This window comes from Raineyella sp. W15-4 (assembly GCF_033170155.1).
Taxonomy (GTDB): Bacteria; Actinomycetota; Actinomycetes; order Propionibacteriales; family Propionibacteriaceae; genus Raineyella.
The window spans coordinates 763,505-785,813 of the sequence record NZ_CP137079.1 but is presented as its reverse complement, the minus strand read 5'-3'; the positions used below and the strand labels follow the sequence as shown (position 1 = coordinate 785,813).

The window sequence follows — 22,309 nt, the reverse complement described above, 5'->3', positions numbered from 1 at the left end:
CCGGCCCGACGGTCGCCTAGGCTGCCGCTGATATCCCCTCCCGGAAGGACCCGACGTGGCAGGACACTCCATCACCGTCAGCGGCACCGTCGCCGCCCGTCCCGAACGGGTGTGGCGGGTGCTCACCGACCTCGACCACGCGACCACGACGATCCCGAGCATCACCGCGGTGGAACGGCTCACCGAGGGGCCGTACGACGTCGGCACCCGTTGGCGGGAGACACGGACGATGCTGGGCCGCACCGAGACCCAGGAACTGGAGGTCGCGGAAGCGGTCCCCGAGGTCCGTACGGTCGTCAGCTCGGTCGCCGAGGGGGTCTTCTACACCACGACGATGGAGCTCAACCCGCAGGGTGGCGGCACCCTGCTCACCATCACCTTCGCCGCCGACCAGCCGGGGGCCTCCCGGCTGCAGCGGGTGCTGTGGACGGTGATGGGCCCGCTCGGCGCCGCGTTCACCCGGCGGATGCTGCGACGGGAGCTGGAGGAGATCCGCATCGCGGCGACCAACGCCGACTGACAACTCCACCCCACCATCCCATCGAGGCTCTGCGACTCGTCACCACGAAGCACCCTGCGGACGCCTGTATCGCGGAGGCCTCGGGCCGGCCGCTGACCTAGCCTGTCACCTCCCTCCGATCCCCCGCCGAGGCGTGCTGGGGAGTCCGGAACAGGCAGGCAAGGACGAGTCCGACGGCCGCCAGGACGAGGGCGCACAAGAAGCCGTACCGCACCCCGGTGACTGTAGCTGCGGCGACGGTCGCGACTGGCGGAGCGGACTGTGTGCCCACACTGAGCAGATTGGCGCCGAGCGCGGTGCCGACGGCCCCACCGATCTGCTGCAGAGTGCTGACGATGGTGCTTCCGTCGGCGCCGAGGCTGCTCGGCAGCGAGTTGAGTCCGTAGGTCTGACCCGACGTCATGGCGATCGGGACACCGACCATGACGACACTGTGGGCGAGGATCAGCAGCCAGATCGGCGTGCCGGCACCGATGAGCAGGAAGAGCAGGCCGCCGACAATCGCGACGCCGAAGCCGATCCGGGCAAGAACCCAGGGCTTGTGGAGGTCGGTCGCCCGGCCCGCCCAGACCGAGAAGACTCCGTTGACAAGCCCACCCGGGAGCATGACGAGCCCGGCAGCCAGGGCCCCGACGGCCAGGCCTTGCTGGAGGTACATCGGGATCAGGTAGATGACGCTCAGGACCAGGGCGCCGTTGACGAAGATGGTCGCCGCGGCCACCGAGAAGTTGCGCCGGGTGAAAGCCCGGACATCGAGGACGGGATCGGTCAGGCGCAGCTGCCGCCGTACGAACAGCACCAGGGCCATCACACCGACGACGAGACTGCCGTAGACGAGCGGGCTGGACCAGCCCTGGTCGGCGATCGAGCTCAGACCGAAGACGAACAGCCCGAAGCCCGCTGTCGACAGGACGATCGACGCCACGTCGACGTGGGGTCGGGTGATCTCCCGGACGTTGCGCAGGAAGATGACCGAGACGATGAACGAGGCCACCACGAACGGGAGCATCATCCAGAAGATCCATTTCCAGCTCGCCAGCTCCAGGATCAGGCCGGCGACGACCGGACTGATGGCAGGAGCGAACATGAGGACCAACCCGATGAGGCCCATTGCCCGCCCCCGCCGCTGCGGAGGGAACGCGGCGACGGCGGTGCTGACAATGAGCGGAATGAGGATGCCGGTGGCGATGCCCTGGATGAGTCGTCCGACGAGGAGCATGCCGAAACTTCCGGACAGGCCACTGACGACAGCGCCCACGACGAACGCGACCTGGGTGGTGAACACCAACTGCCGGGTGGTGAACCAGCGGACGAGCAGGCTCGACATCGGCAACAGCACGCCGACGACAAGCAGGTACCCGGTCGTCAGCCACTGCACCGTCGCCGCGCTGATCCGGAAGATGCCCATGAAGTCCGGCAGAGCGATATTCAGGGCCGCCTCACTGAACAGGCCGATGAACCCGGAGATGAGCGGCCCGAGCAGGACCAGGAACGGGTGGGACGGCTTCATGGGGGTTGCCAAGGGAAGACCTTTCCGGGAGGAATGGCTGGTACCGACCGGCATCAAAGGTCGTCGGATATACGTATAATATCATATGTATCTAGTGAACAGGCAGGTCAGCTCCATGTGCAGTGCCGCGCCCCCCGCACCCGATGCGCCCGACGCGCCCGATCGGGTCACCCAGCTCGGCCAACTGGCCGACCTCATCGTCCGCGTCGCCCGCAGGATCGAGGCACACCGCTTCCAGGACCCGGGGATCACCCCGCTCGGCGCGGTGGAGAGCATGCTGCTGCGGTACGTCGATGACCACCCCGGGACCAGCCGTACCCAGGTCGCCGCGGACCTCGTCATGCAGGGCAGCAATGCCAGCGCGGGACTTCGTTCACTGGAGGCCAAGGGCCTGGTGACCAGGACGGCCGACCCGCACGACGGACGCGTGGCCCACCTGAACCTGACCGACGAGGCCCGGCAGATCGCCGCTCGGGTCCGGGCCGAATGGGGCAGCCTGCTCGAAACCCTCCTCCCGGAGTCGACCGACGTCACAGCAGCTGTCGCTCTCCTCGCCGCCCTCGACACACCCCAGGATCAGCAGCCGCGGACAAGCCCGGCCGGCTCGTGAGGCGAACGCCGCCGGCGCGGAGGGGCCCGGGCCCAGCCTCCACCGGCCGGCGCGGGTCGTACGGTCTGCGCCGACCACCGGGTGGCCGGTTCGCCGAACTCAGAGTCAACTGGGCGTTCATGCTGCACAGTGGATAGTCGGTGGACAAGGACCACCGACTCGCGCCGGGGCCTCACCCGGTCACGCACTGGGCTGCCGAGCCGCACCGGCCCGGCGTGGCAGGTCGGGCGATGGGAGACATGGATGACCGGATACGTGCTGGGGTTCGAGCAGCTCGACGCGACGATGATCGCGGTCGCCGGTGGCAAGGGCGCCAATCTGGGAGAACTGTCCCGGATCGACGGGGTGCGGGTGCCCGAGGGATTCTGCATCACCACCGACGCGCATACGGACGCCGTCGCCGGCGACCCGGCACTGGCTGCGCTGCTCGAGGGGCTGTCCCGCCTCGGTGCCGACGACACCAAGGGCATCGGCGGAGCCGTGTCAACGGCACCGACGGGTACGTGGAGCTGCTCTGACCCGGACGTGATGCAGCTCTCGGGAACCGGGCGCACCGGCCCTCCCGTCGTGTCCCCCACCGATGGGACGCTGGACCCATGAGCGTTCTCGTGGTCTACGAGTCCATGTTCGGCAACACGAAATCGATCGCGGAGGCAGTGGCCGACGGCCTGCGCGAAGCACTGACGCAGCGCGGCGACAGCGTCCCGCTGACCCTCCAGGAAGTCACCGAGGCCCCCGAGGCCCTGCCCGACGACGTCACCCTGCTGGTCCTGGGCGGCCCCACCCATGCCCTCTCGATGAGCCGGGAATCGACCCGGGAGGACGCCCTGGAGAAGGCACAGGACACCGATCCCGCCCGCAAGGCCACCGGCGTACGGGAGTGGATCGCCAAGGCGTCGGTGCCCCCGCACGTCACCGTGGTCACCTTCGACACCAAGGTCAAGAAGGCCTTCGTGCCCGGCTCGGCGGCCAGGAGCGCCGCGAAGGCCCTGCACGGCCGCGGCATCCCGGACGTCGAGCGAGGCGAGACCTTCTGGGTGGCGGGCACGCCCGGGCCGCTGCTCGACGGCGAGTCGGAGCGGGCCCGCGCCTGGGGAGCGGGGCTGGTCGAGCACCTCTGAGACCTCGCGCGACCATGAGGTCGCCGCGCCATTCCTGGATTGCCGGGTGAGTTCAACCATCGATCCAGGAATCGGAGGCGGGCAGCCGACTGGCTACGCCGGCTCCGCGTCCGCGGCCCCGAGCACCCCGTCGGAGGGGAACCAGGCCGGGGCCGCACCGGGCGCCAACCGGAGCCATCCCTTGGCCCGGGCCACGTCCCGGGCGGTGTCGACGAAGGCCAGCACCTCCGAGCGGGTCTCGTCGGTCCGCCACAGCAGTGACCAGGCGAAATACGGCTGCACGTCCTCGAACCACTGGAAGGTGAAGCCCTCCGCACCCGGGTAGTCCCGCAGCCCCTGCAGCGCGACGACCGGCGGATAGGCCCCGCGGATCTGGCCCTGCCCGATCGCCTCCAGCATGGTGATGTCGTGCGGGACGCGCTCGAACACCAGGTTGAGCTCCTCCTGCACCACCGAGCAGAACTTCTGCCAGCCGCGGAACCGCTCCCGGGAGGTGAACGCGTTGCCCAACCGGGTGCTGCGCAGGGTCGGATGGTCGAGCTCGCGTACGGTCATCACCATCAGCGGGTCGAACCGCAGCGGGGTCTGGGCGATCCCCGGCAGTTCCTCGGTGAGCCGGTCCATCGCGATGTCGAGGTGGCCGGCCAGCAGTGCCTCCACCTGCTCCTCCCCGGTGAGGTCCTGGACGCTGACGACGTCCTGCGGCCGGTGCCGCCGATGGCTGGCCCACACCTCCTGCATCATCCGCCGGCCGCGGATCTCACCGACCCGGATCACCCCCTCGGCGCCGCGGGCCCGCCGGAACATCACGTCGGCGGCCCGGACCAGCGCCTCGGCCTGCGGACGCAGGTCGAAACCCTTCGCGGTCAGCGCCACCCCGGCGCCGTGCCGGACGAAGAGCCGCTGCCCGAGCAGATCCTCCAGTCGGCGCACCTGGTGGCTGACCGCCTGCTGGGTGACCCCGAGCACCGCCGCGGCGCGGGTGAAGCTGCCCTCCCGCGCCACCGCGAGGTAGGCCCGCACCAGCCGGGTGTCCACGTCGTCGCTGTCCATCCGCCCTCCGTTCCCGGTCGCCCCACGCCTGCTGACGGCCGCCGCACGACCGGGCGCGCCCGCTGACGACCCACGCCTGCTGACGACCGCCGCGCTCTGCCGACGACCCACAGCCCTCCCACAACGATCCTTTGTGATGTTACAAGACCCAGTTGTTCCGCGTGCCGGAACGTGACACGGGCCACACAGAGTGATGCACCTCACCCCACCATGGAGCTCATTCCGCTCAACGACGAAGGAGTTTCCCGATGACCGTGACCGCCGAAACCGTGACCACTGACGTCCTGATCGCCGGCGCCGGACCGGTGGGCCTGACCCTGGCGAACTTCCTCGGCAAGTACGGCGTCACGGCGATCGTGGTCGAGCAGCTGCCCTCGCTGATCGACTATCCCCGCGGCGTCGGTCTCGACGACGAGTCGTTCCGGACGATCCAGTCCATCGGCCTGGCCGAGGAGGTGCTGCCCTTCACGGTGCCCCAGCACGTGATGCGGCTGGTCAACGGCCACGGCGACGTCATCCTCACCAACGACCCCAAGGGCGAGCCGTACGGCTGGACGCGCAAGCACGGCTTCCTCCAGCCCGAGGTCGACAACGCACTGTACGAGGGCCTGTCCCGCTACCCGGGCGTCGAGGTGCGCTTCGGTCACTCGTTGGTGGACATCGCCGAGGGCACCGACACGGTCACCGCGACCGTGGAGCACGCGCTGGCGGACGGCGGCACCGAGACCGTGACCATCGACGCGAAGTACCTCGTCGGCTGCGACGGCGGCAAGTCGCCGACCCGCAAGTGGATGGGCGTCCGGTTCGAGGGCAAGTCGCCGTCCACCCGCTGGGTGGTGATCGACGTCAACAACGATCCGTTGGGCACCCCGAACGTCTACCTCGGTGCCGACCCGGCCCGCCCGTACGTGTCGATCGGCCTGCCGCACGCGGTGCGGCGCTGGGAGTTCATGCTCTTCGACGACGAGCCCTCGGAGAAGGTCGAGGACGACGCCTTCGTCGCCGAACTGCTGAAGGACCACGTGCCGGATTCGACCCAGCTCGACGTCATCCGCCGCCGGGTCTTCACCCACCATGGTCGGATCGCCTCGTCCTTCCGCAAGGGCCGGGTGCTGATCGCCGGCGACGCCGCGCACCTGATGCCGGTGTGGATGGGCCAGGGCTGGAACTCCGGCGTCCGTGACGCCACCAACCTCGGCTGGAAGCTCGCCTCGGTGATCAAGGGCCAGACCGACGAGGCGATCCTCGACACCTACACCACCGAACGCACCGACCACGCCAAGGCGATGATCGACCTGTCGATGACCTTCGGCTCGATCATCAAGCCGACCGACCGGACCCTCGCCTTCCTCCGCGACACCGCCGCCTCGGCAATGAACGTGCTGCCGCAGGTGAAGGAGTACTTCACCGACATGCGGTTCAAGCCGATCCCGCGCTACAGCAGCGGCGTGGTCGTGGACCAGAAAACGCTGCGGCCCGGCACCGCCGAGGCCCGGGTCGGCGGCGGGCGGTTCATCCCGTTCCGCAACACCGTGGAGAAGACCTCCCCGGTCGGGCTGCAGTTCATCCAGCCGCGGGTCATCACCGCGGATCGTACGAACGTCCGGCTCGACGACGTGCTGGGCGACTGGTGGACCATCGCCGCCTGGGGCAACGACCCGACCCGGCTGCTCGGCGCCGAGGACGTGGCGCTGTTCCGCCGCCTCGGCGGCAGCTTCGTCACCTTCATCTCGGAGACCCAGCGGCCCTGGGCCGAGGAGCAGTTCGGCGCCACCTCGATCGTCGTCGGCGACACCACCAATGCGCTGAAGTCCTGGTTCGACGTCCGGTCCGTCGGCGCAGTGGCAATCCGGCCCGACCACTTCGTGGCCGTGGCCTGCCTGGCGCAGGACCTGCCGAAGGCCTTCCACGCGGCGCTGACGGCGGCCCACGCCGTACGGACGTTCGCTGGCCCGGAGACGACCGCCGCCGCCCACGAGACGGCTGGGGTCTGAGCCATGTCGCTGTCGCTGCTGTGCATGTCGCACACCCCGCTGATGGGGTTCAACGATCCCGGCGCCGAAGTACGGGCGGAGGTCGACGCCCTGTTCGACCGGGCCCGGGCCTTCGTCGCCGAGGTCGACCCGACCCTGGTGGTCTCCTTCGGGCCGGACCACTACAACGGCTTCTTCTACGACCTGATGCCACCGTTCGCGATCTGCTACGCCGGCACGGCCGTGGGTGACTTCGACACCGCCGCCGGCCCGTTCCGGGTGCCGGAGGAGATCGCCGCCGGGATGGCCCAGCACGCCGCCGACGCCGGGATCGACATGACGATCAGCCGCGGTGCCGAACTGGACCACGGCGCGGTGCAGATCCCCGAACTGGTGCTCGGCGGCATCGACCGCTACCCCACCGTGCCGGTCTTCGTCAACGGGGTGGCCGAGCCGTTCGTCCCGATGAGCCGGATCCGGCTGATGGGCGAGGCGCTCGGCCGCTACCTGGCGAGCCTGGACGAGCGGGTGCTGCTGATCGGCTCCGGCGGCCTCTCCCACGACCCGCCGGTGCCGCGCTGGGCCGAGGCGACCGAGGCGCAACGTACGTTCCTGCTCCAGGGGCGCCACCCCACCCCGGAGGCCCGGGCGGCCCGCCAGCAGCGGACGATCAGCACCGGCCTGGCTTTCGCCGCCGGCGAGGCGACGATCCAGGACCTCAACCCGGAGTGGGACACGGCGTTCCTGGACGTCTGCGCCGCCGGCCGGGTCGAGGACTTCGACGCCTACACCGCGGCCCGGATGACCACCGAGGCCGGTCACTCCAGCCACGAGGTCCGCTGCTGGGTGGCCGCCTGCTCGGCGATGCGGACCGCCGGGCCGTACTCGGTCCAGGAGCGCTACTACCGCGCGATCCCCGAGTGGATCGCCGGCTTCGGGGCACTCTTCGCCACCACCGCCTGATTCCACCGGCCCCGGCCCACCCCGGGGGGCGTACGCCACCCGTACGCCCCACCTCAACAGACCCCCAGATCTCAACAGACCCCCCAGATCTCAACAGACCCCCCAGATCGACAACGTTGTCCCCCCTTGCCCCGGTCCGCCGGGACACGGCATCCCTGAGGAGCCATATGTCCACCACCACCGCCGGTACGTCCGGCCAGACCCTCAAGGCCCGCGCCTCGAGCTTCATCGGCTCAGCCGTGGAGTACTACGATTTCCTGCTGTACGGCGCGGCCGCCGGCCTCGTCTTCCCGAAGCTGTTCTTCGCCAACCTGCCGGTGGCGTTGGCGACCACGCTCTCCTACGTCATCCTCTTCACCGGCTACGCGGCGCGTCCGCTGGGCGGTCTGCTCTTCGGCCATTTCGGCGACAAGTTCGGCCGCAAGCGGATGCTCTTCATCACCCTGCTGGTGATGGGCCTCGTCTCGGTCTCCATCGGCCTGATGCCGGGCTCGGCACAGATCGGTGTCGCCGCGCCGGTCATCCTGGTGGTCCTGCGCGTCATCCAGGGCATCGCCGTCGGCGGTGAGTGGGCCGGCGCCACCCTGATGTCGATGGAGCACTCCGAGCACGGCAAGAAGGGCTTCGGCGCCTCCGTGGCCGTCGCCGGCGCGCCGATGGGCGCGGTGCTGGCCACCCTGGTCCTCGGCCTGTTCTCCGGCCGCAAGGACTTCATGCTGGCCCCCGACATCTGGTGGGCCAGCTGGCGCATCCCCTTCCTGCTCTCCTTCGTCGTCGTCCTGGTCGGCCTCTACCTGCGCTCGCAGATCCACGAGTCGCCGGAGTTCGAGGAGGCCCGGCGCCGTGGTGAGGTGCGCACCAACGTCCCGATCGTGGAGATGTGGACCAAGTACCGCAAGGAGGTCGTGCTCGGCATCCTCGCCACCGGCGCCCCGCTGTTCCTGCAGGGTCTGCTCGCGGTCTGGGCGGTGCCGTACGTCGTCGCCGGTGGCGCGGTCGGCCGTCAGGACGCGCTGATGATGCTCACCGTGTCCAACTTCCTGCACGTCTTTGCCATCCCGGCCTCCGCCTGGCTGTCCGACCGGCTCGGCCGCCGGCCGGTGATGATCGGCGGGGCGATCCTGTCGGCCGTCGGGCTGTGGGGCATGTTCGCCCTGTTCAACACCAACCAGCCGCTGCTGATCGGGCTGGCGTTCATCGTCGGCAACCCGATCCTGCAGGCATCGATGTACGGGCCGATCGGCGCGTTCCTCGGCGAGAAGTTCGACCCGAACGCCCGCTACACCGGTGTCTCGCTGACCTACCAGTTCGGCTCGCTGATCGGCAGTGGCCTGGCCCCGCTGATCGCCGACCAGTTCGTCGGGCAGGGCCGGGACACCACCAGCCTGGCGCTCTACATGTCGGTGTTCTTCGTGATCAGCGGGCTGGCGGTGGTGCTGTCCCGCGAGACCCGGCACCAGCAGACCCACACCGAGCGGTTCGTCGAGGCCAACCTGGTCGACTGATCCGGTCACGCGGAGCCGGTGTGCCGGGTCTGTTGTCGCCCTGTGCTTCGGTACCGGTCTCCGCCACCTGTAGGTTTCGCCCGCGCGGTTGTGCTGGTAGTCGAACACAAGCGTACGGGCGAAACGCACCTGTAGGCCTGCTGGGCGACGACTGCGTTGGGGCCGGTGACACCGTCGGTGTCACCGGCCCTCGCCGCTGGTCCGGTCCGCGGCCCGCCGGTCAGGGGCACCGATCGATGCCAGCAGCCAGATCAGGAGCACTGTCACGACCAGGGTGAGCGGGCCGATGACGACCGCCACACTCCAGGCGGGAGGCTGGCCGACGGCACTCTGCACCAGCGGGGTGACCAGGATCGGCACGCCGGTGAGAATCAGGAACACCAACGGCACCGGCGCCACCACCACGGCGAACGGCCGGCGCCGCAGCATCAGCACCCCGACCCCGATCACCGCGGGCAGAAAGAACGCCAGATCCAGGACGTGCACCGGATTGGTCGGCACCGCCAGGTCGACCACGCTCTGCGGCGTGGTGCCGGCCAGCAGCGCGGGCACGTCCTCGCGCAGCCACAGCAGCGCGAACAGCGCCCCGAGGACGATCAGCGACCAGCCCACCACGGTGACGGTACGACGGCCGGTGAACCGTCGGGCGATCGTACGATCCAGCGTCGTCAGCCCGCCGATCAGGGCGTACGTGGACAGGCCGAGGACCGCGACCCACAGCAGGAACAGTGGCCCGAAGGGCACCGCGAAGGTGTAGATCACGTAGTTGTAGACGGTGAAGGCGAGGGTGCCGAGCCAGAGCAGATAAGCGCGGTCCGACCCGCACAGCGCCAAGCCGGCGCAGATCAGCATCAGCGGCGAGACGAGCGCAAGGTTGGCGATGTCCTGGGCGTACGCCTGGGGCAGGAACGCCGGGGTGAGGTCGGCGTAGAAACCCGGCCACGACAGCGCGACGATGTTGCCGGCGATCGCCAGCACCGCGGCGACGACGGACAGCCACAGCCAGGCAACGGCGGAGCTGCGAGGGTGGCTCATCGGTCGGCTTTCGTCGTGGCGGTGGCGCCGGGCGGCTCCGGGCGATCGTGCGGGTCCTCGTCCTCCGCCGGTCCCTCCCCCGCACCGAACGCTGCGGCGACGGCCTCGGCGGCACTCGTCACCCGGCGCGGCTCGCCATCGGGCAGGTCCCAGCAGTCGATCACCGCCACCGGGACGCCGGTCCGGACCGCCAGGGCGATCTCGCTGAGCGTCCCCCAGCTGCAGCCCACGGCGACCACGGCGTCGGCACTGCGCACCAGCAGGCCGTTGCGCAGCTCGCCCAGTCCGGTCGGCAGGGCGACGGTCAGGTACGGATTGCCGTCACCCCGGTCGGGGCCGGGCAGCAGGCCGACGGTGGTGCCGCCGGCCTCGTACGCCCCGCGGCTGGCGGCGGCGGCCATGATGCCGCCCAGGCCTCCGGTGAGGACGACGGCGCCGCGGGCGGCCAGCAGACGGCCGACCTCGTGGGCCTGGGCGAGCAGCTGCGGCGACACCGCGCTGCCGGGGCCGATCACGGCGACGTACGCCGGGGATCTTCGGTCAGTCATGGGTCCATTGTCCCGACGCACCCGGGCCGATCTCCTGCAGGTCGGACGTCGCTCCTGGCCGTGACGACCCTCGCCGGACCGACCGCGCTCACCGAACGAGCCGGCTGACGGGTCCGGGGCCGGGCGCCCGGTGGCTCCTCGCCGGGATGCCCCTCACCACCAGGGCACCGGCCGCCACCACAGCGATCAGCTGCGCGATGAGGCTGACGACCTTCTCCAGGAACCAGACCGGCTCGTACATGTCCGGCAGCGGGCCGAGCGCCCCCGGATCGACGTACGTGTACGCCAGGACCGCCACGGCTCCGGCTCCGCCCACCAGCAGCGCGAACAGGGCGGTGACACGCCCCGGCCGCACCAGCAACAGCGCCGCGGCGCCGATCGCGACGATCCCTTCGAGACGGAACAGTTCGGCCTGGCTCAGCAGGTCCGACCTCACCCGCTCATAGTCCCCCCGCGACCGCGAAGTGGGTGATAGGGGCGGCTCCGGATAGGGACGGTCCGCCGCGGATCTTTCGGCTCTGAGCCGCCCCGGACCGTGAACCATCGCCTGCCCTCCCACGTTTCCCTGGGTGAGAGGCACGCATCCGGCGGCCGCGAGGAGAGGCGAAAGCCATGGACCAGCGACATGGATGGCGGTTGGCGATGTCGACGCTGTCGTTCGCGGTGGCGGCGGTGGGGCTGGTGGCCTCTGGTCCCGGTGGTCCGGGCTACGGCTCGGCGCCGCCGGGAAACAGCGCAGCCAGCACCACGAGCGTGATTTCGACCGGGTCAGGCTCGGTGGGAACGTATCTGACGGACGGCCAGGGTCGCACGCTGTACCTGTTCGAGGCCGACAGCGCCGGCACGTCGACCTGCTCCGGAGCGTGCGCCCGGGTCTGGCAGCCGGTCATCGTCGACGCGACCCCACAGGCCTCGGCCGGCGTGACGGCGGCCGGCCTCGGCACCATCAACCGCCCGGGCGGTGGCCTGCAGGCCAGCTACGACGGCCATCCGCTGTACTACTACGTCAAGGACTCCGGAGCCGGGCAGACGACCGGGCAGGGAAGCAACGAGTTCGGCGCCCGCTGGTGGCTCGTCGCCCCCTCAGGAAGCCCGATCACGAGCTCCGCGCCGTCCACCGGCGCGGGCAACGGGGGGTACGGAGGCTACTGATCACGTCGAGGCCACTGACCACGTCAACGAAGACACGCCCCGTGACGAGGGGGACACTGGGTGATGTGCCGAGCGGTCGACACCGGGAGACGTACGTGGACGACACCGAGTTGCTGCGCGAGTTGCATGCGGAACGCGGCCAGGCGCTGTGGCGATACGCACTCCCGCCTGACCAGGGGTGATCCGACCCGCGCCCAGGACCTCGTGCAGGAGACCCTGCTGCGCGCCTGGCGGCACCCCCAGGCCTTCGATCCCGGGCTCGGCTCACCGCGCGCGTGGCTGTACACCGTGACACGGCGCATCGTCATCGACGAGTCCCGGTCGGCGCGGAGCCGCCGCGAGACCGTCACCGATCATGTCCCGGACCGACCTGTGCCGGACACCGCGGACCTGGTCGTCGACCGTGTCCTGGTCGCGGAGGCGCTGAAACGTCTGTCACCGGAACACCGCGCCGTCCTGCGCGAGTGCTACTTCTGGGGGAGTTCCGTGACGGAGGCGGCCGAGACGCTCGGCATCGCCCCCGGGACGGTGAAGTCCCGTACTCACTACGCATTGCGAGCGCTCCGGCTGGCGATTGGGGAACTGGGGGTGTCGCATGAGCAAGGATCCGTACGCTCATCTGGACGCCGCGTATCTGCTCGACGCACTGTCACCCGACGAGCGCGCCGAGTACGAGGCGCACCTGGAGCGGTGCCCCAGCTGCCGCGCCGCGCTGGAGGAATCACGCCGTGTCCTGCCCTACCTCGCGGTGGCCGACGAAGGCGCCCTGGACGGCCTCCTCGACGAGAGCGTCACACCGGACATCCTGGCGCCCCCGGCCCCGGAGACCCTGCTGCCGGGGCTGCTCGCGGCGGCCCGGCGCACCCGGCGCCGCCGAACGACCCTCATCGGGAGCCTCGGCGCGGTCGCCGCGGCATGCCTGACCGCGCTGGTCCTCCTCGCCCTCCCGCTGCTGGACAACAGCCTGAACAACCGACCGATGACGCCGATCGGCACCAGTCCGCTGAGCGCCACGGTCGTGCTGCAGCCCACCGCCTGGGGAACCGAGATCGAGGTCACCTGCTGGGACCGGACCGACACTGCCAGCCCCGACTACCGGTACGGCCTCACCGTGCGCGGCACCGACGGCGCGACCTACCCACTCGGCGACTGGCAGCTGGGCCCCGGACGAAAGGTCACGTTCAGCACCGGGACCGCGCTCACCGCCAGCCAGATCAGCACCCTCGACATCACCGACGTCCAGGGCCGGCAACTCCTGACCTATACGAACTGACATCCGGCCCGCCAGCATGACCCGCTCCGGTAGCAGGTGAGAACCACGGGTCCGGGCTACAGTCGGTGCCATGGAGCGGCGGAAGGCACGCGCACCACTCAGCCACCGGGTGTGGTGGCGGGTCGTACTGGCCGCCGTCCTCGTCGTACCGGCGATCACCGCACGACCCTATGAGCCGGCCCGGACGGCCGACGTCGTCCGGGAGGTGTTGCAGGCCCCGTACGTCACCGCGATCCCGGCACTGCTGCCGGTCGCCAAGCTGCTCCTGCTGGCGGTCGCAGTGCTGCCGTTCCTCGGCGCGCGATGGGCGGGCCAGGCCCTGATCGGCTACTACGCGACGATCCTGGTGGCCGTCGGCCTCGGGCAGAACATGGCCGACACCACCACGTACGGTTTCGCCTGGTTGATCGGCAACACCGTGGTGATGCTCGTCGTGGCGGTCTGGTGTGTCCTTGATCTGGTCCGCGGGCGCACCACGCTGCGCCGCGAGGGACTGTGCCGGGGACGGCTCTGGCTGCTGGTCCCGATGGCGCTGGCACTGCTGATGCCGTACGCGATGGTCGACGGCTCGCTCGTCCCGTCGATCGGCACCGTGCTGACCAACGAGGCCGGGGTGACCTACTGCATGATCACCCCGGTCGTCCTCGGCACCCTACTGCTCTTCCCCGACGAGGTGGACCGCCGCACCCTGGGCACCGTCGCCTGGGTCGGGCTGCTCTTCGGTCTGCTCAACCTGCTCGACTGGTTCGCGCTTCATCCGGCCTACTGGTGGATGGGAGTGCTCCACCTGCCGCTGGTGCTCACCGCCGGGTGGGGGCTGATCGAGTCCCGTCCGGGCACCAGCCGCCCCGCGGTCAGTGCCCGGGGATAGGCTCGAACCACCGAAACGCGAGGAAGGACGACTGGCATGACCGACTCCGGACCCAACCCGTACGTGGTGGACATCGAGGACGCCACCACCGACAATACCTACTTCCGCGACACACTGTGGACCGGGAAGAACCTGCAGCTGACCGTGATGGCGATCGAGCCGGGCGGCGACGTCGGCGGGGAGATCCACGACGACCACGACCAGTTCATCCGGATCGAGGAGGGCAGGGCCCGGGTGGTGATGGGCCCGGCCAAGGACGACTACACCCTCGACCAGGAGGTGGAGGACGACTGGGCCATCCTCATCCCGGCGGGCAGCTACCACAACGTGATCAACATCGGCGATCAACCGCTGAAGCTCTACTCCCTCTACGCCCCGCCGGAGCACAAGCCGGGCACCCGCCATGCCACCGCCCAGGATGCCCGGGAGGATCCCCAGGAGACCGACCTGGTCGACTGAGGTCCGACCGGCGGCGGGTTGCAACCACCGGCGGGAACAATGGCCCCATGGCCACTGACCCGTCCCGCGAGGCGTTCCCGCCGACTCCGCCCCCGGCAGCCCCATCGGAGCCGGCAACGACCCCACCGCCATCCACGCCACCGCCATCCACGGCACCGGTGCCCGCGGCGTCCTCCGCCACCGTGCGGCCCGCCGGATCGCCCCGTGACTGGGACGCCGTGACGTACGGTGCTCTCCCCCTGCCGCACGAGGCGTGGGGCCGGCGGGTGCTGGACCGGCTGCGAGCAGTCGACGGGGAGACGATCCTGGAGCTCGGCTGCGGCACCGGACGTGACGCCGCGGTGCTGCTGGCCGAGCATCCGGGGTGTCGGCTGATCGCGCTGGATGCCTCACCGCGGATGCTGACCGCCGCGGCCAGGACGCTGGCCCCGTACGCAGACCGCGTCGTGCTGCGGCAGGCGGATCTGCGAGCGGGATTCACCCTCGACGAGCCGGTGGACGCGGTGATGAGTGTGGCCACGCTGCACTGGATCCCGGACCACCCGCGGGTGTTCGGCGCCGTCGCGGCAGCGCTGCGTCCCGGCGGCCGGTTCGTCGTCGACGCCGGCGGCGAGGGCCAGTTGCAGCGGGTCCACCGGGCCCGCCGGCTGGTCGAGGGTGTCGCCGAGCCGGCCGATGCGACCCATTTCGCCGGGGTCGAGGCGACCCGGGCCGCGCTGGTCGCCGCCGGGTTCGTGGACGTGGCCGTCCGGCTGCGTCCCGATCCGCTGGTGCTCGACGGGGCGACGCTGCGGCCCTACCTGGCCACGATCATCCTCGGCGAGGTGGTGCGTGGGATGCCGGCGGAGGACCGCGACGGGTACGTCGACGCGGTGGCCCGGGCGATGGGCGAGCCGGTGATCGACTACGTACGCCTCGAGTTCGAGGCGCGCCGGCCCTGAGGACTGCTCATTCGTGCGGCGGCTCGCCGGTCGGCTCCATCCGGACGGAGCGGTCCGCCGCGGTCAGATCTCGTCGTCGACGTACGTCGGCCGGGCGAGCCGCAGGCCGGCGACCGTCATCACCACGGCGGTGCCGACCAACAGCGCCAGCACCGCGGTCCAGCCGTGAGTCACCTGGTAGAGCACGCCGACCAACAGCGGCCCGAGACCGGCCAGTACGTAGCCGACCGGTTGGGCGAATCCCGACACCCGGGCCGTCACGTGCGGGTTGTGTGTCCGGGCGGTGATCATCGCGATCGCCGCAGTGAACGCCCAACCGCCCAGGCCCAGCAAGCCCGCCCACAGCCACGGCACCGCGGCCGGGGCCAGCCACAGGCCGACGTAGCCGCCCACCGTGAGCACGCCGAAGCCGACGATCCCCGCCGTCAGGTCCGCCGAGCGCTCCACCCAGACCGGCATCAGGAAGCCGCCGACGATCCCCAGCAGGGAGATCAGCCCCAGCAGTGCGCCGGCCGCCTCCCCCGACAGTCCCGCATCCCGATAGATCTGCGGCAGCCAGCCGAACTGGGCGTACGCGTTGAGCGCCTGCATCCCGAAGAACAGCGACAGCGCCAGCGCGGTCGGCGACCGCAGCAGGGACCCGCTCGGCGGCAGGATCGGCGCGCCGGCCCGGTCGGCCCGGTCCCGTCGTTCCCGGAGGGTGAGGACGAGCCACGGCAGCAGACCGATCCCCGCCGCGAGGCCCCACACGCCGAGCGCCGCCCGCCAGCCGCCGGGCGCGACCCGCACCAGCGGGGCAGCGAGAATCGAGGCGGCCGCGGCGCCGATCAGCAGGGTGACGCTGTACGCGGTCATCAGCCGGGTGACGGCGCCCCCGCCATGCCGCTTGATCCACGCGGGCACCAGCACGTTGCCCAGCGCCATGCCGGCCAGGCCGATCAGTGTGCAGGCGAGGAACGCGGCGGTCGACCCGGTGAACGTCCGCAACAGGAACCCCAGGGCGATCAGCACCAGACCGGTGAACACCCCCGCGGTGAGGCCGATCCGGCGCGCCAGCGCCACCGCCAGGGCGCCGATCGCCCCGAACGTCAGCCCCGGCAGGGCGGTGAGCAGGCCGGCCACCGCGCCGTTGAGACCGAACTGATGGCGCAACTCGGCCATCACCGGTCCCACCGAGGTGGCGCCGGGGCGGAGGGCAGCGGCGACCAGGACCACGGCGACCAGCGCCAGCGTCGGCCCGACGATGCCGGTCGCCACCGGGCCTACCCGGCGCGGGTCCCCCGGATCGGTCGCCACCAGATCGTTTTCTGTGTTCTCGCTCACACCAGGAGGCTAGTCGTCGACCTGGTCCTCCGCCGACCCCGTTCCACGACCATCCTGCTCGTCGTCCGCTACCACGGATGGGAACCAGGTGTCCTGGACCGCGAGCCGTCGATCCGCGAGCCGGCTGAACGCCTCCGCCTGCCGCAGCCGGACCGCCTCGGTGTGGACGAGTCCCGTGACGTACGCCTCGATGGTGCGGCCGCCGGCGGCGGCAATCAGCGAGAGAGTCGCGACGTCGGATTCCTCGATCTCGACGCTGAGGTCCACAGTCATGCCCGCATCGTAGGGGACCAGGCCCCTCCCGGACGGCAGCCCCGGCGAAACGACAAGGCTCCGGGCCTCAGGCGTCGCGGACGATGGTCAGCTCGTCGAGCGCCCGACGCGTCCGCGGAGCGGCATCCCGCTGCCGGATGCTCTCCGGCAGGTCGTCACCGGCGGCCGCCTTGCCGACGGCCACGACACTGACCGGCTCCAGTGCGGGTCCCAGGTCGAAGGTCTCGCGGAGCGCGTCGACGTGGAACCCGCCCATCTGCCGGACGTGCAGCCCGCGGGACTGGGCCTCCACGCTGAGGTGCGCGACGGCCTGGCCTAAGTCGTACTCGGCCCACCGCAGCCGCTTGCCGTCCCGCTCGAGTTCGGCGACGGCGACGATCAGCAGCGAGGCGCGGGGGGTCCAGGCCTGGTTGAAGTCCATCAGGGCGGAGAGGATCTTGTCGAAGGTCTCGGTCCCGCGGGCGGCGACGATGAAGCGGGTCGGCTGGAGGTTGCTCGCCGACGGTGCCCAGCGGGCAGCCTCACCGAGGGCCTTCAGGTCCTCCTCGGAGACGACGTAGTCGGCATCGAATCCCCGCGGGCTCCACCGGTCGGCGAGCGGGGCGTGGATCGGGACGGACGTGGCATTGCGCGGCGCGCGCACGGTCGTGGTCATGGGGGCTCCACCTCTGGATCGACGACTGCACAGTCGTTGAAACTGTGATCATTGACGTGGCGAGAGTAGCAACCGTCGGTACCCCCACCGCCGGTCATCTCGCCAGGTGACGCCGCCGCTCACCCGGGGCCGGTGGGTCCGTCAGCACCTGGTCCGTCAGCTGCGCGACGGCGGGGGTGACGTACGTTCCGCCCGTTCCACCACCAGGGCCCTGGCGCCATCCGGCGTCGGGGTGAGCACGAGGGTGGCGGCGTACGGGCCGGACGGCCGCAGCCGGCGGCGCAGGGCGGCCGGATCGGTGTCGACGCCGCGCTTCTTGATCTCGAGCCGACCGACCCGACGCTCGCGGACCCAGGCCCGCAGCACCTTCTCCCTGGCCGGCAGCACCTCGAGGATCCGGAAGGCCGTCGCGAACGCCGTCGGCTCGACCCCGGCATCGGCCGGCGGGGCACCGGCACCGGCCGGCGGGGCACCGGCATCGGCCGGCTCGGCCGGATCGCCGACCAGGTAGGCGATCTCCTCGGCGACCCGGCCCGCGCCGAGCAGGGCGGCCAGGGTGTCCACCGCCCCCGCCCGGATGACGGCCGGGTCGGGTTCCCACAGCACGGTCCCGACGGCGGGTTCCCGGCCCGGCACCGTCGTGTCGGTGGCGACGAGGCGATGGACGGCGCCGGCGTCGTCGAGCAGGGTGGCGGTCCGGGTGCCGGCGGCGGGCAGGCCGGCGCCGGCACCCGCCCAGAGCGCGACCTCGACCAGATCACCGCGATGGCTCACCCACTCGGCTGCCACCCCCTCGGGGATCAGCCGGTACGGCAGTCCGGGCCCCAGCTTCAGGCACCCCACGCCACCCGTCGCGGCGGCCCGGTCCAGCAGCCCGACCGCCCAGTCCCACGGCGGGGTGAAGTCGGCCGGGTTCCAGGTCCGCCCGGCCCCGGTCCGGCGGGCCGGATCGGCGAACACCGACACGCCGGGCGACCACAGCCCGTCGAGCAGCGCGGTGGCGTCACCGGTCACCACTCGGGCCCGGCCGGCCGCGACGGCGGGAGCGAGGTTCGCCGCGGCCACGGCGGCGGTGACCGGGTCGAGCTCCACCGCGACGACGTCCAGACCGGCGTCGAGGAAGGCCCGGGCATCGGTCCCGATGCCGCAGCCGAGGTCGAGCACCGTGCGGGCCCCGGCGGCGGCGTACGTGGCGGCGCGATGGGCAGCGACGGCCGGCCGGGTCGCCTGCTCCAGCCCGGCCCGGGTGTAGAGCCAGCGTTCGGCGTCCGCGCCGAACTTCACCCGGGCCGCCCGCCGCAGCGCGACCTGGGTGAGCGCGGCGGCGGCATGTCCGCCGTACCGGGCCCGCAGCCGCGCCACCGCACCGGGGGCCTCAGTGTCCGGCAGCGCCCCGGCCTCGGCGATCGCCCGGTGTCCCTCCGGCGTCCCCAACCAGGTGATGTCGGCCACCGGACCCTCGGTCCCGTCCGTCCGCTCGTTCCCGTCCATCGCCCCATTGTGCGACCGAGGACCGATCCGCCGCGCCGTCGCCCGACCGCCGCACCGTCACCCCACGCCGAAACCCCGACCCGCCGCACCGTTACCCTGAAGACGTGGCCACGGACGCCCGTCCCGTTTCCGCCCGTCCCGCAGGTGAGGCCGCACCGCGACTGGGCGATCCCACGCTGCGGCCCGCCGCCGCGATCGCCGCCGCCCTGCGGGTTGACCCCGAGCAGGGGTTGTCCGACGCCGAGGCCGCCGATCGGCTGGCGACGTACGGCCCCAACGAACTGCGCAGCACCCCGCCGGAACCCGGCTGGCACCGGTTGCTGCGCCAGTTCCAGGATCCGCTGGTCTATCTGCTGCTGGTGGCGGTGGCGATCTCGGTCCTCGCCTGGCTGGTCGAGGGCGCCACCGGCGTCCCTGTCGACGCCCTGGTCATCGTCACGATCCTGCTGGTCAACGCGGTCATCGGCTTCGTCCAGGAGCGCAGGGCGGTGGACGCGGTCGCCGCGCTGCGGACGATGACCGCGGCCCGGTCGGAGGTGCTCCGGGACGGACGCCGGCAGACGGTGCCGTCCGCCGACCTGGTCCCGGGGGACGTCTTGCTGCTCTCCGAGGGGGACACCGTCGGCGCCGACGCCCGGCTGCTCACCGGTGCCGCGCTGCGGATCCAGGAGTCCTCCCTCACCGGCGAGTCCCAGGCGGTCGAGAAGCACCCGGCCGTGCTGACCGCCCCCGTACCGCTCGGCGACCGGCTGAACATGGCCTACAAGGGCACCGCGGTCGCCCGCGGTGTCGGGCGGGCCGTCGTCACCGCCACCGGCATGGACACCGAGATGGGCGCCATCGCCGGGCTGCTCGACCGCACCGAGGATGCCGAGACCCCGCTGGACCGGGAGATCGCGCACGTCTCGCGCGCTCTCGGCCGGATCGTCATCGGCATCGCCGTCGTGGTGATGGTGACCATCGTCCTGGTCAACGACGTCCGCACCCCGGCCGCGCTGGTCGACGTGCTGCTGCTCGGTGTGTCCCTCGCGGTGGCCGCCGTGCCGGAGGGGCTCCCGGCGATCCTGTCGGTGGTGCTGGCGATCGGGGTCCAGCAGCTCGCCCGGCACCGCGCCGTCGTCAAACAGCTGTCGTCGGTGGAGACCCTCGGGTCGGCGTCGGTGATCTGCTCGGACAAGACCGGCACGCTGACCCGCAACGAGATGACGATCCAGCGACTGGTGACCGCCTCGGGCACGGTCGAGCTGTCCGGCATCGGGTACCGGCCCGAGGGTGAGGCCAGCCACGAGGGTCGCCCGCTCGGGACGCCGGCGGCGGACGGGCCACTGCTGACCGAGGCCCGTACGTTGCTGCGGCAGGGATCGCTGGCCAACGATGCCCAGCTGACCGAACAGGACGGGGCATGGTCGATCCAGGGCGATCCCACCGAGGCGGCGTTCCTCGTCGCCGCGCGCAAGCTGGAGGGCCCCGAGCACGACCTCAGCGAGTACGAGCGGCTGGCCGAGGTCCCGTTCACCTCCGAGCGGAAGATGATGTCCACCCTGCACAGCCATCGCGGGCAGACCCGGCTGCTGAGCAAGGGCGCCCCGGACGTGCTGCTGGACCGCTGCGACAGCCACCTGATCGGCGACCGGGTGCGTCCACTGGACGAGGCGACCCGCCGAGACATCCTCGACCAGGTCGAGGAACTGTCCTCGCAGGCCTACCGGACGCTCGGCGTCGCCTACCGCGAGGCGCCGGCAGCCTCGGCACCGACACCGGAGGAAACGGCGCCGGAGGAGGCGGCCGCCGCCGGGCCCATCCCGGACGGGGCGACCGGCTGGGCGGATGCCGAGAGCCTGGACGAGTCTGCCGAGGAGCACCTCACCTATGTCGGGATGGTCGCGATCATCGACCCACCACGGCCCGAGGCGGAGGCGGCGATCCGGCAGGCGCACCGGGCCGGGATCCGGACGATCATGATCACCGGCGACCACCCCAGCACCGCGGCCCGGATCGGCGCCGACCTCGGCATCATCTCCCCGGACGGCCGGGCACTCAGCGGCGGGCAGTTGGACGAGCTGACCGACGAGGAGTTCCGGGCGGCGACCCGCGAGGTATCGGTGTACGCCCGGGTCGCCCCGGAGCACAAGCTGCGGATCGTCGACGCGCTCCAGGACGACGGCCGGATCGTGGCGATGACCGGCGACGGCGTCAACGACGCCCCGGCGCTGAAGGCCGCCGATATCGGCATCGCGATGGGCCGGGCCGGCACCGAGGTCACCAAGGAGGCGGCCCGGATGATCCTCGCCGACGACAACTTCGCGACCATCGTGGAGGCCGTCGAGCAGGGCCGGGTGATCTTCGCCAACATCAAGAAGTTCCTGCGCTACCTGCTGAGCTCCAACATGGGCGAGGTCTGCACGATCTTCCTCGGTGTGCTGCTGGCCGCACCCCTCGGTCTGGTCCACGAGGTGCCCGGTGGGCTGGCACTGCCGCTGCTCGCCACCCAGATCCTCTGGATCAATCTGGTGACCGATTCGGCGCCCGCTCTGGCGATGGGGGTGGATCCGCAGATCGACGACGTGATGGCCGACCCTCCGCGCGACCCTCGCGAGCGGGTGATCGACCGGCGGATGTGGCTCGGCATCGGGCTGGTCGGGGCGGTGATGGGCCTGGTCACCCTGCTGACGATCGACCTGTGGCTGCCCGGCGGGCTGGTGCCCGGCAGCCACACGTACGTCGAGGCGCAGACCGCGGCGTTCACCACCCTGGTGTTCGCCCAGCTGTTCAACGCGCTGAGCTCGCGCTCGGAGACCGTGTCGGCCTTCCACCGGCTCTTCGCCAACCGGTGGCTGTGGGCGTCGATCGGTGCGGTGGCAGTGCTGCAGGTCCTCGTGGTGGAGGTGCCGTTCCTGCAGGCCGCCTTCAGCACCGCCCCGTTGACCCTGCAGCAGTGGCTGGTGTGCGCGGCGATGGCGTCGGTGGTGCTGTGGGCCAACGAGATCCGCAAGGCGATCCTGCGGGCCGCCGACCGACGGCGGTGATGCCCGG

22 protein-coding genes and 1 pseudogene are annotated in these 22,309 nt (G+C 71.3%); 14 read left to right on the top strand and 9 right to left on the bottom strand.

The genetic code is table 11. The features are described from left to right. The first annotated feature begins 55 nt into the window (after positions 1-55). Positions 56-520, top strand: coding sequence for an SRPBCC family protein (locus R0145_RS03680; RefSeq protein ID WP_317839063.1), 465 nt, complete (start codon positions 56-58; stop codon positions 518-520). A 97-nt stretch (positions 521-617) separates the two neighbouring features. On the opposite strand, the gene R0145_RS03675 is transcribed toward R0145_RS03680, so the two are convergent. Further along, entirely contained in the window at positions 618-2,042 is a 1,425-nt protein-coding gene (locus R0145_RS03675) for a DHA2 family efflux MFS transporter permease subunit (RefSeq protein WP_317839062.1), read from the bottom strand. A gap of 103 nt (positions 2,043-2,145) precedes the next feature. Between R0145_RS03675 and R0145_RS03670 the strand changes: the two genes are divergently transcribed. The 3 genes from R0145_RS03670 (at position 2,146) to R0145_RS03660 (ending at position 3,761) form a co-directional block, all read left to right on the top strand. Then, on the top strand, positions 2,146-2,640 hold the full coding sequence (locus R0145_RS03670) for a MarR family winged helix-turn-helix transcriptional regulator (RefSeq protein WP_317839061.1): 495 nt from the start codon (positions 2,146-2,148) through the stop codon (positions 2,638-2,640). Positions 2,641-2,883: 243 nt separating this feature from the next. Continuing rightward, complete coding sequence (locus R0145_RS03665) at positions 2,884-3,240, top strand: PEP/pyruvate-binding domain-containing protein (RefSeq protein ID WP_317839060.1); 357 nt, start codon at positions 2,884-2,886, stop codon at positions 3,238-3,240. Beyond that, entirely contained in the window at positions 3,237-3,761 is a 525-nt protein-coding gene (locus R0145_RS03660) for a hypothetical protein (protein ID WP_317839059.1), read from the top strand. Before R0145_RS03665 ends, R0145_RS03660 begins: the two co-directional genes overlap by 4 nt. 93 nt (positions 3,762-3,854) lie before the next feature. Here R0145_RS03660 and R0145_RS03655 read toward each other — a convergent pair whose 3' ends face one another. Continuing rightward, positions 3,855-4,814 (bottom strand): LysR family transcriptional regulator, encoded by a 960-nt coding sequence (locus R0145_RS03655; protein ID WP_317839058.1) that lies wholly within the window; start codon positions 4,812-4,814, stop codon positions 3,855-3,857. A 248-nt stretch (positions 4,815-5,062) separates the two neighbouring features. On the opposite strand from R0145_RS03655, the gene R0145_RS03650 reads away from it, so the two are divergent. The 3 genes from R0145_RS03650 to R0145_RS03640 all read left to right on the top strand — a co-directional run bounded on the left by R0145_RS03650 (position 5,063) and on the right by R0145_RS03640 (position 9,255). Beyond that, positions 5,063-6,808, top strand: a complete 1,746-nt coding sequence (locus R0145_RS03650) for a bifunctional 3-(3-hydroxy-phenyl)propionate/3-hydroxycinnamic acid hydroxylase (protein WP_317839057.1) — start codon at positions 5,063-5,065, stop codon at positions 6,806-6,808. A gap of 3 nt (positions 6,809-6,811) precedes the next feature. Continuing rightward, entirely contained in the window at positions 6,812-7,750 is a 939-nt protein-coding gene (locus R0145_RS03645; RefSeq protein WP_317839056.1) for a 3-carboxyethylcatechol 2,3-dioxygenase, read from the top strand. A 167-nt stretch (positions 7,751-7,917) separates the two neighbouring features. Next, positions 7,918-9,255, top strand: a complete 1,338-nt coding sequence (locus tag R0145_RS03640) for an MFS transporter (protein WP_317839055.1) — start codon at positions 7,918-7,920, stop codon at positions 9,253-9,255. A 180-nt stretch (positions 9,256-9,435) separates the two neighbouring features. Here R0145_RS03640 and R0145_RS03635 read toward each other — a convergent pair whose 3' ends face one another. The 3 genes from R0145_RS03635 to R0145_RS03625 all read right to left on the bottom strand — a co-directional run bounded on the left by R0145_RS03635 (position 9,436) and on the right by R0145_RS03625 (position 11,274). Continuing rightward, positions 9,436-10,290, bottom strand: a complete 855-nt coding sequence (locus R0145_RS03635) for a hypothetical protein (protein WP_317839054.1) — start codon at positions 10,288-10,290, stop codon at positions 9,436-9,438. Beyond that, on the bottom strand, positions 10,287-10,838 hold the full coding sequence (locus tag R0145_RS03630) for a TIGR00725 family protein (protein WP_317839053.1): 552 nt from the start codon (positions 10,836-10,838) through the stop codon (positions 10,287-10,289). Before R0145_RS03630 ends, R0145_RS03635 begins: the two co-directional genes overlap by 4 nt. Positions 10,839-10,926: 88 nt before the next feature. Continuing rightward, positions 10,927-11,274: a hypothetical protein gene (locus tag R0145_RS03625; protein ID WP_317839052.1), complete on the bottom strand. Its 348-nt coding sequence runs from the start codon at positions 11,272-11,274 to the stop codon at positions 10,927-10,929. 206 nt (positions 11,275-11,480) lie between these two features. On the opposite strand from R0145_RS03625, the gene R0145_RS03620 reads away from it, so the two are divergent. The 6 genes and pseudogenes from R0145_RS03620 (at position 11,481) to R0145_RS03595 (ending at position 15,534) form a co-directional block, all read left to right on the top strand. Continuing rightward, the gene (locus R0145_RS03620; protein WP_317839051.1) at positions 11,481-11,990 is read left to right on the top strand and encodes a hypothetical protein; all 510 of its coding nucleotides are present in this window, start codon (positions 11,481-11,483) and stop codon (positions 11,988-11,990) included. A gap of 126 nt (positions 11,991-12,116) precedes the next feature. After that, positions 12,117-12,503, top strand: a pseudogene (locus R0145_RS03615) (sigma-70 family RNA polymerase sigma factor); the annotation flags it as partial. Between the two features lie 82 nt (positions 12,504-12,585). Beyond that, positions 12,586-13,263: a zf-HC2 domain-containing protein gene (locus tag R0145_RS03610; RefSeq protein ID WP_317839050.1), complete on the top strand. Its 678-nt coding sequence runs from the start codon at positions 12,586-12,588 to the stop codon at positions 13,261-13,263. Positions 13,264-13,333: 70 nt separating this feature from the next. Beyond that, positions 13,334-14,134, top strand: coding sequence for a hypothetical protein (locus tag R0145_RS03605; protein WP_317839049.1), 801 nt, complete (start codon positions 13,334-13,336; stop codon positions 14,132-14,134). 36 nt (positions 14,135-14,170) lie between these two features. Then, on the top strand, positions 14,171-14,593 hold the full coding sequence (locus R0145_RS03600; RefSeq protein WP_317839048.1) for a cupin domain-containing protein: 423 nt from the start codon (positions 14,171-14,173) through the stop codon (positions 14,591-14,593). 158 nt (positions 14,594-14,751) lie between these two features. Beyond that, positions 14,752-15,534: a class I SAM-dependent methyltransferase gene (locus R0145_RS03595; RefSeq protein ID WP_317839047.1), complete on the top strand. Its 783-nt coding sequence runs from the start codon at positions 14,752-14,754 to the stop codon at positions 15,532-15,534. 63 nt (positions 15,535-15,597) lie between these two features. On the opposite strand, the gene R0145_RS03590 is transcribed toward R0145_RS03595, so the two are convergent. The 4 genes from R0145_RS03590 to R0145_RS03575 form a co-directional block, all read right to left on the bottom strand. Then, a complete protein-coding gene (locus R0145_RS03590; RefSeq protein WP_317839046.1) occupies positions 15,598-16,857 on the bottom strand; it encodes an MFS transporter in 1,260 nt (419 codons plus the stop codon). Positions 16,858-16,866: 9 nt separating this feature from the next. Continuing rightward, on the bottom strand, positions 16,867-17,130 hold the full coding sequence (locus R0145_RS03585; protein WP_317839045.1) for a hypothetical protein: 264 nt from the start codon (positions 17,128-17,130) through the stop codon (positions 16,867-16,869). A gap of 67 nt (positions 17,131-17,197) precedes the next feature. Beyond that, entirely contained in the window at positions 17,198-17,785 is a 588-nt protein-coding gene (locus R0145_RS03580; protein ID WP_317839044.1) for a nitroreductase family protein, read from the bottom strand. 156 nt (positions 17,786-17,941) lie between these two features. Further along, positions 17,942-19,276 (bottom strand): class I SAM-dependent methyltransferase, encoded by a 1,335-nt coding sequence (locus tag R0145_RS03575; protein ID WP_317839043.1) that lies wholly within the window; start codon positions 19,274-19,276, stop codon positions 17,942-17,944. Between the two features lie 104 nt (positions 19,277-19,380). Here R0145_RS03575 and R0145_RS03570 point away from each other — a divergent pair, with 104 nt between their 5' ends. Then, entirely contained in the window at positions 19,381-22,302 is a 2,922-nt protein-coding gene (locus tag R0145_RS03570; protein ID WP_317839042.1) for a cation-translocating P-type ATPase, read from the top strand. Positions 22,303-22,309 lie beyond the last annotated feature (7 nt).